Source organism: Nocardia sp. NPDC058058, from assembly GCF_042885355.1.
Classification (GTDB): Bacteria; Actinomycetota; Actinomycetes; order Mycobacteriales; family Mycobacteriaceae; genus Nocardia.
On sequence record NZ_JBHVSA010000004.1, the window covers coordinates 961,287 to 974,764 of the forward strand.

At 68.8% G+C, this 13,478-nt stretch carries 10 protein-coding genes; 3 read left to right on the forward strand and 7 right to left on the reverse strand.

Annotated elements, in window-relative coordinates:
- Positions 1-103 precede the first annotated feature (103 nt).
- Positions 104-1,477 carry a cutinase family protein gene (locus ACFVUS_RS35510; protein WP_387776862.1) on the forward strand — a complete coding sequence of 458 codons (1,374 nt, stop codon included), beginning with the start codon at positions 104-106 and terminating at the stop codon, positions 1,475-1,477.
- Positions 1,478-1,500: 23 nt separating this feature from the next.
- On the opposite strand, the gene ACFVUS_RS35515 is transcribed toward ACFVUS_RS35510, so the two are convergent.
- Both ACFVUS_RS35515 and ACFVUS_RS35520 read right to left on the reverse strand, forming a co-directional pair.
- A complete protein-coding gene (locus tag ACFVUS_RS35515; protein WP_387776865.1) occupies positions 1,501-2,838 on the reverse strand; it encodes an FtsX-like permease family protein in 1,338 nt (445 codons plus the stop codon).
- A complete protein-coding gene (locus ACFVUS_RS35520) occupies positions 2,835-3,611 on the reverse strand; it encodes an ABC transporter ATP-binding protein (RefSeq protein ID WP_387776868.1) in 777 nt (258 codons plus the stop codon). The genes ACFVUS_RS35515 and ACFVUS_RS35520 overlap by 4 nt, the downstream gene beginning before the upstream one ends.
- Before the next feature lie 160 nt (positions 3,612-3,771).
- Here ACFVUS_RS35520 and ACFVUS_RS35525 point away from each other — a divergent pair, with 160 nt between their 5' ends.
- Positions 3,772-4,590 carry a TetR/AcrR family transcriptional regulator gene (locus tag ACFVUS_RS35525; protein ID WP_387776871.1) on the forward strand — a complete coding sequence of 273 codons (819 nt, stop codon included), beginning with the start codon at positions 3,772-3,774 and terminating at the stop codon, positions 4,588-4,590.
- A 79-nt stretch (positions 4,591-4,669) separates the two neighbouring features.
- Entirely contained in the window at positions 4,670-5,461 is a 792-nt protein-coding gene (locus tag ACFVUS_RS35530) for an SAM-dependent methyltransferase (protein WP_387776874.1), read from the forward strand.
- Here the strand turns inward: ACFVUS_RS35530 and ACFVUS_RS35535 are convergent.
- The 5 genes from ACFVUS_RS35535 to ACFVUS_RS35555 form a co-directional block, all read right to left on the reverse strand.
- Positions 5,434-7,863 (reverse strand): hypothetical protein, encoded by a 2,430-nt coding sequence (locus ACFVUS_RS35535; protein ID WP_387776876.1) that lies wholly within the window; start codon positions 7,861-7,863, stop codon positions 5,434-5,436. The genes ACFVUS_RS35530 and ACFVUS_RS35535 overlap by 28 nt on opposite strands.
- Before the next feature lie 163 nt (positions 7,864-8,026).
- Positions 8,027-9,415: an SWIM zinc finger family protein gene (locus tag ACFVUS_RS35540; protein WP_387776879.1), complete on the reverse strand. Its 1,389-nt coding sequence runs from the start codon at positions 9,413-9,415 to the stop codon at positions 8,027-8,029.
- Positions 9,416-9,497: 82 nt separating this feature from the next.
- On the reverse strand, positions 9,498-10,781 hold the full coding sequence (locus tag ACFVUS_RS35545; protein WP_387776881.1) for a nitrate/sulfonate/bicarbonate ABC transporter ATP-binding protein: 1,284 nt from the start codon (positions 10,779-10,781) through the stop codon (positions 9,498-9,500).
- A 38-nt stretch (positions 10,782-10,819) separates the two neighbouring features.
- Entirely contained in the window at positions 10,820-12,577 is a 1,758-nt protein-coding gene (locus tag ACFVUS_RS35550; RefSeq protein ID WP_387776884.1) for an ABC transporter permease, read from the reverse strand.
- A gap of 35 nt (positions 12,578-12,612) precedes the next feature.
- Positions 12,613-13,311 carry a hypothetical protein gene (locus tag ACFVUS_RS35555; RefSeq protein WP_387776886.1) on the reverse strand — a complete coding sequence of 233 codons (699 nt, stop codon included), beginning with the start codon at positions 13,309-13,311 and terminating at the stop codon, positions 12,613-12,615.
- Positions 13,312-13,478 lie beyond the last annotated feature (167 nt).

The following is a 13,478-nucleotide window of genomic DNA, read 5'->3' on the forward strand; positions in this document are numbered from 1 at the left end:
GCGGAATCGGGGCTGAGTCGGGAGAATGGGCCGAAACTGCGCGGTGGGTTTCGGGAACTGCCGGGTGGGGTTGGAAACCCTTCGGTGACAGAGGATTTGGACGATGAGCAGGCTGGCGACCTCGTGCGCGGCGATCTCGGTGGCCGTGGTGGTTATGGTCGGGACCGTGGTGGCCGGGGATGCGGGGGCACAGCCGCGCGGGGTGCGGGGGTGCACGCCGTATACGGCGATCTTCGCGCCGGGGACCTGGGAGACGCGGCCGGATGCGGATCCGGCGGTGCCGGTGGGGATGCTCAGGCCGATCGGGGATGGGTTGCAGCGGCAGCTCGGGGGCGATATCACCGTGCTTTACGCGCCGTACGCGGCCAGTGCCTTCGATCAGGGGCTGACCTATGCGCAGTCGCTGGGCACGCTGGAATCGCGGTTGCGGCAGATGGTGAGTGGGTTGTGCGCTTCGACGCGGGTGATTCTCGCCGGATACAGCCAGGGGGCGGATGGGATCGGTGACTTCGCCACCGAGATCGGTAACGGTGAAGGGCCGATCGGCGCGGAGCGGGTGGTGGGGGTCGGGCTGCTGGCCGATCCGCATCGGGATCCGAATACCACGCTGTCCCTGGGGAATCCGCAGCCGGGGCATGGGATCGCCGGGTCTCGGAGTCAGGATTTCGGGGCGCTGACCGATCGGGTGCGGACCCTGTGCGCGGACGGCGATCTGTACTGCTCGCTCAATGCGGCGACCTCGCCGTTCCTGGCCGCGCTGGGCCGGGTGATCAGCGGGGATCCCACGCCGATCGCCGCGCTGCTGCCCGGCGCCACCGATCCGGGTCAGCTGATGGCGCAGGTGGTGCAGGTCGGCGCGGGCTGGGCCGCCACCGCGGCGAATCTGCCCGCGATTCTGGAGAGCCTGACCGGGCTGCCCGGGGTGATCGAATCCGGTGACCTCCGTACCGCGCATCAGGTCGCGAGCGATCTGAACGCGGCGCTGGCCCCGCTGGTCAAGGCGGCCGCGGGCGTGGATCTGCCGCTCGTCGCCTCGGTGATCCGCGCGGCCGCCGCGGTCGACCCGTCGGGGTGGACCGCCGCCGCCGGTGTCATCGCCGATGCCATGACCGGCATCGATATCCTGCGCATTGCCGCGGATGTCGGCCAGATGCAGGAAACCCTGTGGCGCGCGGTCGAATCCATGGACCGGTCGGGTCCGCTGGCGGCCGCCGCCACCGCGTCGGCGCTGGCACCGCTCACCATCGATCTGGCGGGAGCCGTCGTCGGCCCCTTCGCCGACGCCGTGCGCGGTGACCTGCGGGTCGCGGCGCAGACCCTGATCAGCATCGGCGGTCCGGACTCCATCAACGATCTGCTGCAATTGAGCCGCCAGGGTGCGGCCATGGCCAACTTCTACGCCTCGAACGCGCACCTGGACTACGGTGACGACGCGCAGATCCTGCTGAATTTCCTCGACTCCCAGGTCAATTCGTAGGTATCGCGTTCGATCGGAGCGTCTCACGCCGTCGCGAGCACCAGCGCCGGACGCGTCCGGGTGGCGCGCATCGTGGTGGAAAACGTTGTGACGCAGGCGATCACAGCGGCTCCGCCGATGATCACCAGGTAGCTCACCGCCGATCCGTGCGGTACCGGCGAGCCGGTCTTGACCAGCGCGTACGGGATGACGGTGGTCGCCGCGGCCACCGTGCCCAGCAGGATCGCCAGTCCCGCCGCCAGCGCGCTCTCGGTAACGATCATGCCGAGCACCTGATCGCGCGTCGACGCGTTCAATCGCAATGCCGCGAACTCGCGCCGCCGCTCCCAGGTCGCCGCGATCAGCGAATTGGTCACCGCGATACCGCAGAACGCGATGATCATGGCGACCACCAGATAGTTGGCCACCGCGAACTGCGCGCCGATATCGTCGCCCGCGGTCTTCGGCGTGCCATTCTCGGTGTACTGCATGTAGAGCGTCCCGGTGGCGATGCCGACCAGCATCGCGAGCGGACCGACCACGGTGCTCGACGCCGCCGCGCGGGCGGCGAGATTGCGAATCGCCAAGCGAATCACCGCGTTCGGCGTCAGCGCGGCGATACGACCGAGGCCGCCGACCACGATGGGGCACAGCAGCGCCAACCCGATGGCGACGGCAACGCAGGCCGGTCCGGCGACAGCGGCCAGCAGCGGGCCGTCGGCCATGAACAGCGTGCCGACCCCCGAACCGAGCCCGAGCAGCAGGAAGAGCAGTCCGAACCATAATTTTGGTGCGGACACCACCGATTGCGCTGTCCCCGAAGATGATTCGGCCATCGCCAGCGTCGGCGCGATTTTCGCGGCTCGCCCGCCCGCGATCACCGCCGCCGCGACGGCCGCGACCAGCGTGACGGCGGTACCGGAAATGACTGTGCGCCAAGTCGTTATGAACTCGACCGGAGCCTGCACCACGCCCGCGTCCACCATTCGCGTCAGCAGGAACGCGCCCAGCCCGATCCCCGGCAGCACCCCCACCGCCATCGCGGGCGTCGCGACGGTGACGGTCTCCAGCAGCACCATGCGCCGCACCTGCCGCGGTGTGGCTCCGATGGCGCGCAGCAGCGCGAGTTCGGCACCGCGCTGCCGCACCACGAGCGTGATGGTGGAGGCGATCCCGAACACCACGATCGCCACCGACCAGCCGCCCATGATGGCGGCGAGCATGGTCATCGACTCACCCCGGTGCGCGGGCGCGGCCAGCCCCGTTTCGGCCAGTGCGGCGAACGACGTGAGCAATGCGGTGCCGACGCCGATGACACCGGCCGCCGCCGAATAGGCCGAGGGATGCGCGCGCACCGTGCTCAGCGCGAGCCGCCCGATCATCGGACACCGCCCAGCGCCGTCATCCGGGCGGCGACCGTATCGGCCGTCGGCCGCAGCAGGGAGTCCGCGACCCGCCCGTCCGCGAAGAATACGACCGCGTCGGCCATTGCGGCCGCGATCGGATCGTGCGTGACCATCACGACCGTCCGGCCGCCGGTGTCGACCGAGTTCCGCAGCAGCGCAAGCACTTCCGCCCCGGCATGACTGTCCAGCGCCCCGGTCGGCTCGTCCGCGAAGATCACCGCGGGGTCGCTCAGCAGCGCCCGCGCGATCGAAACCCGTTGCTGCTGACCGCCGGACAGTTGAGCGGGCCGGGCGTCGAGGTGCTCGGCGAGCCCGAGGCGGGTCAGCATATCTAGCACTCGGCCCGAATCGACCCGCCGACCCGCGAGCTCGCCGGGCAGGGTGACGTTCTGCCGAACCGTCAGGGTGGGCACCAGGTTGTAGGACTGGAAGACGAATCCGAGTCGATCGCGGCGCAATCGGGTGAGCGCGAGCTCGTCGAGCGCGGTCAATTCGATGCCCTCGATCATCACCGAACCGGAGTCCGGCCGGTCGAGTCCGGCCGCGCACTGCAGCAGCGTGCTCTTACCGGAACCGGACGGACCCATGACCGCGGTGAACGAGCGGCGCGGGAAGGCCAGCGATACGTCCTCGAGCACGGTCGTGCGCGCGGGACCCGATCCGTAGGTTTTGACGAGGCCGGACAGGACCACGGCGTGCGGGGAGAAGGCCGTGGAATGTGGTTTCTCCAGATACGATGTACGAGTCATAAATACACCGTATCCGAGGAAATTCGAGAAAAGCCATAGCTATTTCATATTGCCAGTTCAGAGCAGCTTTTTGTCAGAGAAATCGACTCATTATCGACACGGAAGAACAGCGGGTAGGCTTTTGTCACGAAAGCAGTGATTCGTGACGAAAAGAGGCGAGATGCCGAACTGTCGGATGTGCGGCCGCGCGATGGAGCCCACGCCGCGCGGCCGTCCCGCGCGGTACTGCTCGCGCGCCTGCCGGGCGCGCGCCTATCGGGAACGGGTCGCCGACAAGCAGCGGATCGCCGACCCCGTCGCCGACCCGGCCGCCGCACTCACCACCGAGCACATCGTGCGCGCCGCGATCGCCCTCGCGGACCGCGACGGCAGCGCCGGCCTGTCCATGCGCCGTACCGCCGCCGAACTCGGCGTCGGGGTGATGTCGCTGTACCGCTATGTCCCCGGTAAGGAGGAACTCGGCGGCCTCATGGTCGACGCGGTGTTCGGCGCTCACCCGCTCCCGGACCCGGGCCCGCCGGACTGGCGCGCGAAACTGGAGCTGTCGGCGCGCGCGGAATGGCAGATCTATCTCGAACATCCCTGGGTGCCACAGCTATTCGCGATCACGACGCGTCCGCCGGTGGCGCCCGCGATGATGGCGTACACCGAGTGGCGACTGCGCGCCATCGACGACCTCGGGCTCGATTTCCCCACCATGGTCCGCATCGCGATCACGCTGTCCACACATACGCAAAGCGCCGCATATCAATTGGCGCGTGAGCGCGAATCGGACATCACCCGGGAGCAGTGGATGACCGCCAGCGACGGTCCGGCCCGCGCCGCGTTCGCCGCCGGAAACCTGCCGATGATCGCGCGTTTCGGCCCCGATGCCCTCGCGGCGTCGGAACCGCAGAGCATTTTCGACTTCGGGCTCGGTTGCCTGCTGGATGGCGTGGCGCGGCTCGTGTCCGGCGGGCGGATGCGTCCTTCGCCATGAAACTACTCGGTATGGCCGTTGGCCGATTAGCCTATGCCGAAGGGTTTGTCCTCGATCAGGCGAAAGGGGCGGTGATTGAATGGATAGCGAACATCAGTTGGATCAGCCGCATACCTCTCGCGTGTACGACTACTTCCTGGGCGGCAAGGACAACTACGAGGTCGATCGCAGGGCCGCGGCCGAGATCCTGAAGGTGTGGCCGGATATCCGCACCGCCGCCCGGCTCAATCGCCAGTTCATGCATCGCAGCACCAAGTTCCTGGCCGAGGCCGGAATTCGGCAGTTCCTCGATATCGGCACCGGTATCCCGACCGAGCCCAACCTGCATCAGATCGCCCGGGAGACCGCGCCGGACGCGCGGGTGGTCTACGTCGACAATGATCCGGTGGTGCTCGCGCACGCCCGCGCGCTGATGACGGCCGGAATCCCGGGCGCCACCACCTACATTCACGGCGACGTCACCGATCCGGCGGCGATCCTGCGCGATCCCGAACTGACCGAGATACTCGATCTGAGCCAGCCGATCGGGTTGAGCATGATCGCGCTGCTGCACTTCGTCGAGGCCGATATCCCGCACATCGTGCGCACGTTCCTGGACGCCATGGCTCCCGGCTCGTATCTCGTGATCTGCACCATCACCGCCGATTTCGCCCCCGAACAGGTGCTGGCCAGCCAGGACGTCTATCGCGTTCGCAAGCTGCCCGCGCAGGTCCGCAGTCATGGCGAGGTGACCTCGTGGTTCGCGGACCTCGATCTGGTCGAGCCGGGCGTGGTGCCGCCGCACCGGTGGCGGCTGCTGGGCGCGACCGATCTCCCGGCCGCCCTGGACGCGAAGGTCTCCTGCTACTGCGCCGTCGGCCGCAAACCCTGATCCAACCTGCAATGCTGTTGCAGCGCCGCGTGCAAGGTTCTCGCCTCGGTGACCAGACGACCCGAGCCGGGGCGTTCGGTGAGGGGAACCAGTGCGGGGTAGTGCGCGGTGGCCCCGTGTCGCCGGGCGCAGTCGGCGGCTACCGCCAGCACATCCGCTAGTCCGGTTGTCTTGTCGCGCACCAGAAGTGGGGTGAGCAGGGCGTCGATCACCGGCCAGGCGTGGTGCGGTCCGAGCGCCAGCACGGCATCGCGGAGCGAGCCCGCCAGCCGTTTGAGCGACAACTGCCCGGGCAGGGTCGCGACCAGTAGTTCGGGCCGCAGTTGACCGGTGCTCGCCAATGCCGCCAGCGCGTCGACACCCGCGACGCGCTCGGGAGCCTTATCGGCGCACAGCGCTCGCATCACATGCCCGTGCACGGCGATATCCTTCGGTCCGGGCAGTTCGGCCAGGCGCACCGGGATCTCGCTCTCCCGCCAGGTGCTCCAAAGCTGCCAGCGCGCAAGCACTTCCGGATTCGGGAACTCGACCGGTTCGATGGGCAGATAGCTCCACGCGTCGTCGGGACCGAGGTGCACCATCCCCAGGGTTCCGGGCAGATCGGTGAGCGGTTCGCCCGCCAGCGCCGCCGCGAGCCGAAGACCCTCGGGGGTGCCGAGATCCACTGCGCCGGTGCGTATCCCGGGATCGGCGTCGGGCGCCACCCGAACCAGGGCCTGTGCGAATTCGATTGCCCCGGGCCGGATTCCGGCATCGCGATGGCTGCGCAAGCGGTCCAGCAGCTCGGCGGCGGCGATCTGCCCGTTCTCGAAGGTCGGGGTGGCCAGCGCGCACGGTGGCAGCGGTGCGCCCGCGAGCACCAGATCGCCCCATTCGATCATGCGCTCGGCCAGCAGATTCGAGGCCGAGCGCTCGCGCGGGCGATCCCGGAGCAGACCAACGGCGATGGACGCCGTGGTGAGCGGTCCCCAGCCGTGCGATCGCCACCACCGGCCGGTCGTATCCGTGGCGCTCAGTTCGGCCTCCAGCACCGGACGCAGCACTTCGGTCAGCGCGGCGCGATCGGAGCTGGTGAACCGCACCAGCCCGTCGAAGACCAGCTCACCGCGCAGCGGATCATCCCAGGGCTGGGCGCTGAGCCAGCGGTACAGCTCGGCGGTCTCGGCCGGACTCGCGGGCACACCGTCGAGAACCGCCGGTGCGGGCGGAATCGGCAGTGGGACTTCGGGTTCGAGCACGGGCTCGGGCACGGCGGCGAGATCCATCCTGGTCTCGTCATCGGCCCCGGGCAGATACCTGGCGATGAGTTTGTCGATCCGGGCGCGCAGGGTCGCGTCCTCGAGGGCGGGCAGGGCGGCCGCCCAGCAGCGTACGGCGCCGGAGGTGAACCCGGGTTCCGCGCGCACCACGCGCTCGAGCCAACTCAATTGGGCGCGAACGAGTTTCTTCTCCGGCCGGGCGAACACCTCATCGGACAGCGCCACCACCTCGGCGGTGGGCAACAGATCCGCGGCGTGCAGGGCGATGAGCACGCTCTGCGCGTGCGCGGCGGCGGTGGAGCGGCCGCGCACCAGCAGTTCGGTGTAAGCCGTTATCCGGCTGGCGCATTCGGCGGTCTCGGCGCGCAGCGCGGTGAGCACGCTCAGTCGGCCGACCGCGTCGGACGGGGTGCCGTCGCCGCGTAGCAGTGCGTTCAGGGTGCAGGTGTGCAGGGCCTCGCGATCGACAATGCCCTCCGCGGACAGCACGCCGAGCGCGTAAGGCCAGGAGTTCTCGGGATCATCCGCATCGTTCGCGAGCACGACGCCGGTCAGCTCGACGGCCCGGCGCGCCAGGGTGGGCAGGAAAGGGTCGACGCGCAACCGTGCCAGCAGATTCTCCCCGCCTGGAAGTTGTGCCGCCCGCCACGGGATGGCCACGTGCTCGTGGCCCGTACGACTGCTGATCCAGGCGCGCACGAATTCATCGGTATCCGGCACCGCCGCGTCCGAGGTGCGCACCAGGTGCACGATGAGCGGGAAGTACGGCAGCCCGCCCCAGCGTTCGGCCCGGCCCGCCGCCAGCTGTCCGGCGAGTTCGGCCCGCCACGCGCTATCCCGGTCGCCCGCTTCGAGGCACGCGATCAACAGATCGGGCCGGGTATCGGCCAGCCGGGTCGCGCCGGTCGTCAGCCAGCGGGCCACCGCGGTCGGGGTGGACAGACAGCCCAGGCCCCACAGCTGTACCGCGCGGTCCTGCCGGGTGGCCGGTTCCCACCAACTGCGCCGGGTCAGCTCGGCGCGCGCCTGTTTCAGCGTGGGTCCCATGGCCCGGCGCTGGGCGACCGTCAGCAGGGCGATCTGCTTGGATATGGTGGCCGGTCGCAGATCGGGCAGTGCGGTGGCGGCAATGGTTTCGGTCATGGATCCCCCTCGGGGCAAAGGTCTATCGACGATGAACGCGCGGCGGCAGATGAGCCGGGGCGGTGGTTGGCACCCGACCGCGCGGTCGGAGCGGGCAGCGCGGCGGAGTCGGCCGAAGCGTGCCGAAGGAGTGCGGGCCGGCGCGGAGCGGTCGGGGCGCGGATCAGAGTGCGGTGCGTGCGGTGGCGCGAATGATGCGTGCGGCCAAGGCATGTCGGCACGGGCCGCGATTGCCGCGGGTTTCCGCCCACCAGTCGCAGGTGCAGACGAAGCGGCCGTCCTCGCCGAGCCGGACGCGGTGCGCGTAGCTGCCCGAAGTCACGGTCGCGGCCTCCGGGTCTGCCGGATCCGGGCGCACGTTTCCGGCGGCGACCAGTTCGCGGGCCGCCTTCAGGCGCGGATTGTGCCGCTCGACTCGCCCTGCGGCATAGGGGAGTTCGCGATGGTAGTGGGCGGCCTCGGCCAAGTCGTAGCCGATGCGGCCGTCCACGCCGAGCCGGGTCAGCGCCGCCCGCACCCGCTCCGGGGCGAGGCCGGAGCGCGTTGCCAGCTGACCGAGTTCGATGCGCGGATCCCAGGCCAGCAGCACCGAGAGCAGTTCGGCGTCGGATTCGGTGTCCGTGTCCGCGAGGGCGTTCAAAACCGTGCCCTCCCCGGAGAATCCGCGCCCGGCTTCGGGCGAGAGGGTGAGCGTGAGCCGCATTCCGGGCAGCCCGATCTCCCAGGCGGAGGCCAGCAGCGGGCTGCCCACACCGACCTGTGGTCCGTACAGGCGCAGTGAATCCGCTTGGCGCAGTACACGATGCAGTGCCGCCAAGCGTTGCGGCCCGGGCAGGCACACCGCGCCGGGCACCGGCCGCGAGGTGAGCCGTAGCCGCCCGGCGGTGGCGACCACCCACTGACCGCCGCGCTCCGCGGTGCCGCCCGGACGCGGCAGTGCGCGCAGGAAGCGCACCGCCTCGGCGGCGGTGACCTCGGCACGAAGCTCGAATTCCGCCGCGATGGTTTGGGTTTCGGCGAATCCGCGCAGCCAGCGATCGGGCAGCGGCACCTTCTTCTCCACCACCCGGTCACCGAGGGTGGCGACCGCCAACTCGTCCGGTCCGACGGTCAGATGCAGTGGATCCCCGGCCGTGACGCCGTTCAGCGCATCGCGCAGCGGGGTGTTCACATCCACATTCGTGGTGCCGTAACCGGTATCGCCGTCGAGTCCGGCGGCCAGGATATCGAGCCGCGCGTGTACGCCGCAACATCCGGAGAACGATTCGAACCGCAGGCGATCGCCATTGGCGGTGACCACCGGATCCAGTAGCGCCGAACGGATTCGGCGTGGATCGTAGTAGCGCGCCGCCGCCACATCGGCCACGGCCAGCAGTCCGGCGGCCGCCACCGCCGGCCGGGTCACGAATCCCCGGAAGAAGGTGGGGTTCGCGACCGTCCCGGCGGGGGTGCGGCCGCCGCTGGTCTGCAAGCCCAGCAGCGCCCGCCCGCCGGTGCGGTCGAGCCCCGACGGGCGGAGGTAGGTGAGCGAATGCAGTGCGGTCGAACTCATGCGACGCACGGTAGAGCCGGGCACCGACAAGCCCGCGCTATCGGTTGCCGGAGAATCGAATTCCGCACCGCACCGGTGCTCGCTACGCCGCCGCGGTATCGCGGGTGAGCAGGCGTTCGTCGGCGTCGTATTCGTAGAGTTCGGCGTATCGACCCCAGTCGACGGCGGTGCGCAACTGCCGCTGGGCGGCCTCCTCGGTGAAACCGCGGCGCAGCAGATCCAGGAAGAAGCCGTCCTGTAGACGGTGGTTGGGCGCGGTGGTCAGGGCGTGGTCGATCGCCCCGACCAGTGGCGCGTTGGCGCGGGCCAGCCGGGCGAAAATCCTTTTGGCGGAGTCGATATCGGCCTCGGCGAAGTTGCGGCCGTCGGGGGTCAGGTCCAGATCGCCGCCGGAGGCGGTCGCCAGCCCGAGCATGGCGGCGGCGTCCACCAGCGGCATCAGGTCGTCGAGTTCGAACCGCAGATCGCCCGCCAGTTCCGGCAGATCGACGTGACCGCCCTGTGCGGCAACCAGATCCAGCATGCCGCCGATGCCGTCCACGCCCGCATCGGGCAGCGGCCGGGTGGTGGGGGTGGGCGCGATGGTGTGGCCGCCGTCGAACGCGCCGTCGGTGAGCATGCGATACGCCTGGTCCACGATATTGAGGAAGTGCCGGTTCCGGACATCGCGGGGCCGCTCCAACTGCACCCGCAACTCACCCTTGATCCGGCCGGGGTTGTTGTCCAGCACCAGGATTCGATCGGCGAGCTGCACCGCCTCCTCGATATTGTGGGTGACCATGAGCACCGTTTTGGTGGGGAACGCGGTCTGATCCCATAGCCGGACCAGTTCGCCGCGCAGGTTTTCGGCGGTCAGCACATCCAGCGCGGAGAACGGTTCATCCATGAGCAGCACCTCGGGCTGCACCACCAGGGCGCGGGCGAACCCGACCCGCTGGCGCATACCGCCGGAAAGCTCCTTGGGATAGGCGTTTTCGAAGCCGTCCAGGCCGATCATGTCGATGACCGCCAGTGTGCGCTCGCTGCGCTCCGGTTCCGGCACGCCCTGCGCGCGCAGGCCGAGTTCGACATTCTGCCGCACGGTCAGCCACGGCAGCAGCGCGAAACTCTGAAAGACCATGGCGGTGGCGGCATTCGGCTCGGTGATATCGGCCTCGCGCAGTCGTGCCGCTCCCGCCGAAGGCTGCACCAGTCCCGCGATAATGCGCAGCAGGGTGGACTTGCCGGAGCCGGATTTGCCCAGCAGCGCGACGATTTCGCCTTCGCGCAGCTCCAGGCTGACATCGGAGAGCACGGGCAACTGCTCGCCGGAGGGGTTGGTGAAGTTCTTGGTGACGCGATCCACGGTGACGATGGGGGTGGACATGAGCTGTCCTCCTTCGAAAGCTGTTATCAGACAAGGGGTTAGAGCAGTGCGAAACGCTTCTCGGCAATGCGCTGCAGGCGTCGCCAGACCAGGCGATTGATGAAGACGGTGACGATGCTCATCACCACGGTGCCCAGCAGCACCTTCGCGAACAGATCATTGGTGGTCGCCTCGGTGATGTACGCGCCGAGCCCGTACGCCTCCATATGCTTGCCACCCGATTCGACGACCTCGCCGACCAGCGTGGCGTTCCACGCGCCGCCGAAGGCGGTGATCGCGCCGACCAGGTATCCGGGCGCGATCGCGGGCAGTATCAACGACTTCCAGCGCTCGCGGCCGCGCACGCCCAGATCGTCCATGGCCTCGCGCAGATCCGTCGGGATCTGCCCGGCCGCGGCGATGACATTGAACAGCACGTACCACTGCGCGCCCAGTGCCATCAGCACCACGCCGCCGAAGTTCAGTGAGATGCCGGTGTAGGTGAGCGCGGCGATGACGAAGATGTACAGGAACTGCGCCGGGAAACTCGCCATGACCTGCACGACCGGTTGCGCGAATCGGCAGATGCGCGGATTCATCCCGATCCACACCCCGATCGGCACCCAGACGATGGTCGAGAACACCAGCAGCACGGCGACTCGGCTCAGGCTGGCCAGACCCATGAGCGAGGTGGGACCGAATTCGGCGAACCCGACGGTGCTCTCGAAATACGTTGCCAGCCGCCAGATCACCCAGCCGATACCGGCGAACAGCAGGCCGAAGAACACGATATCGCCGCCGCTGGTTCCGGTGCCGTCCCAGTACGCGGGCCTGGTGCTGCGCCCGAAAATCCGCATGGCACGGTCGATTCGCTCCGCCACCGGCCGCAGCCCGCGCCCGATGCGCCGCGGCAGCGTACTGCGCCGCAGCAGATCCAGCACGAGACTGCGTGGTGCGGAGGCGCTTTCGGTGTGCTCCACGCGGAAACGCTCCGACCAGGCGGTCAGCGGTCGCCAGAACAGCACGTTCACCAGCACGATGGTGGCCACCATGACCAGCGCGCCCAGCATGAGCGTGCCGACATTCGCCTCGGAGGTGGCGGCCGCGATGAAACTTCCCATTCCGGGCAGCGCCTGATCGCGACCGGACACGCTGATCACCTCGGACGAGGCGAGCATGAACCAGCCGCCGCCGAAGCTCATCATGCCGTTCCAGATCAACGGCACCATGGCGGTCGGCACCTCCAGCCGCCACAGGCGCTGCCAGCGGGTCAGCCGCATCATGCGTGCCGATTCGTCCAGCTCACGGGGCATATTCCGGAGCGCCTGGTAGTAGGCGAAGCTCATATTCCAGGCCTGCGCGGTGAAGATGGCGAACACACACGCCGCCTCCGCGCCCAGATACGAGCCGGGGAACAGGGCGATGAACGCGGTCACCGTGATCGACACCAGCGCCAGCACCGGCACCGATTGCAGAATGTCCAGCGCGGGAATGATGACCTTCTCCGCGCGCCGGGACCGCGCCGCCCACTGACCAACGATCAGCGTGAAGATGAGCGATGCGCCCAGGCCGAGGAACATGCGCAGGGTGGTGCGCGCCGCGTAGTACGGCAGGTTCGACGGATCGGTGGAGACCGCGTCGGCGGAATCGCCCGGCACCCAGGGCACGGACATATCGCGAAAGAGCCGCAGCACCAGCACGATCAGCAGTACGCCCGCGCCGATGAGCAGATAGTCGACCGGCCGCAGCCGATTGCGGACGCGCCGTGCGCGCGGAGATGCGTTGGGGGTCTTGGGAATTGCGAGATCGACGGTCATGGCAGTGCTTTCCTGTATTCGAGCCCCGCCGCGCCTCAGCCGTTCGCGACGGCGGGCGGAGCGGTCATGACGTTGTAGAAGTGGACCGCGGAGGCGATCAACGCGGGCACGCCGATGAGCAGGTTGAACACCACCACGCCCATCCCCGCGCCGGTCACGGCCCCGGTCAGACATCCGACGGCGGCGGCCGGGATCGCCGCCAGACCTCCGGTGGCGATTCCGGCCGCGCCGCCGCCGAGCAGGCCGAGCGCCACGCAGCCCAGGGGTGCGCCGATGATCGCGCCGAGCAGGGTGCCGACCGCCAGCGCCACGGTGAGCTCGTTGTTCACATTCCCCATGGCGGTATTGAGCCGATCCTCGGGGCTGTCCCCGGCCGCGATGGGCGTCTCGGTGTCGGTGATCGGGCGCGCCTGATCGAATCGCGGTGTGAGCGTGGCGTTTTCGCCGTCGACGTGCGCGTCCACCGGGTACGCGGTGCCGTCCTTGACCACGGTCAGCGGAATCGCGCCGAGCACGGTGCTGTTCGGATCGACGATCTCCAGCCGCCGATCGACGACCCGCAGCGATCCGAGGTCGGTGTGCAGCAGCACCGATTGCCCGTCGATGCGGGCCTGACCGTGCACGCTGGCGGGTACCGGTGCGGCCTGCGCCGGATCGGCCAGCGCCGTGGTGGAGATGCCGACCAGTGCGGCGGTGGTGGCGGCCGTGGCCAGGGTGATGAGACGAGTTCTCATGAGAAAGGTATGCCTCTGCATATCATTGCCCGGAATTACCGGGACAGCAGCGATCACCGTCGCGCATCGGTCATGCGGACGGCTCGGATTCGGGCGTCGAATAGACGAATTCACCCGGAATTGCGCACGCGAATAATTCGGCAGCCGAATTCGCTGCCGAAGCGCGT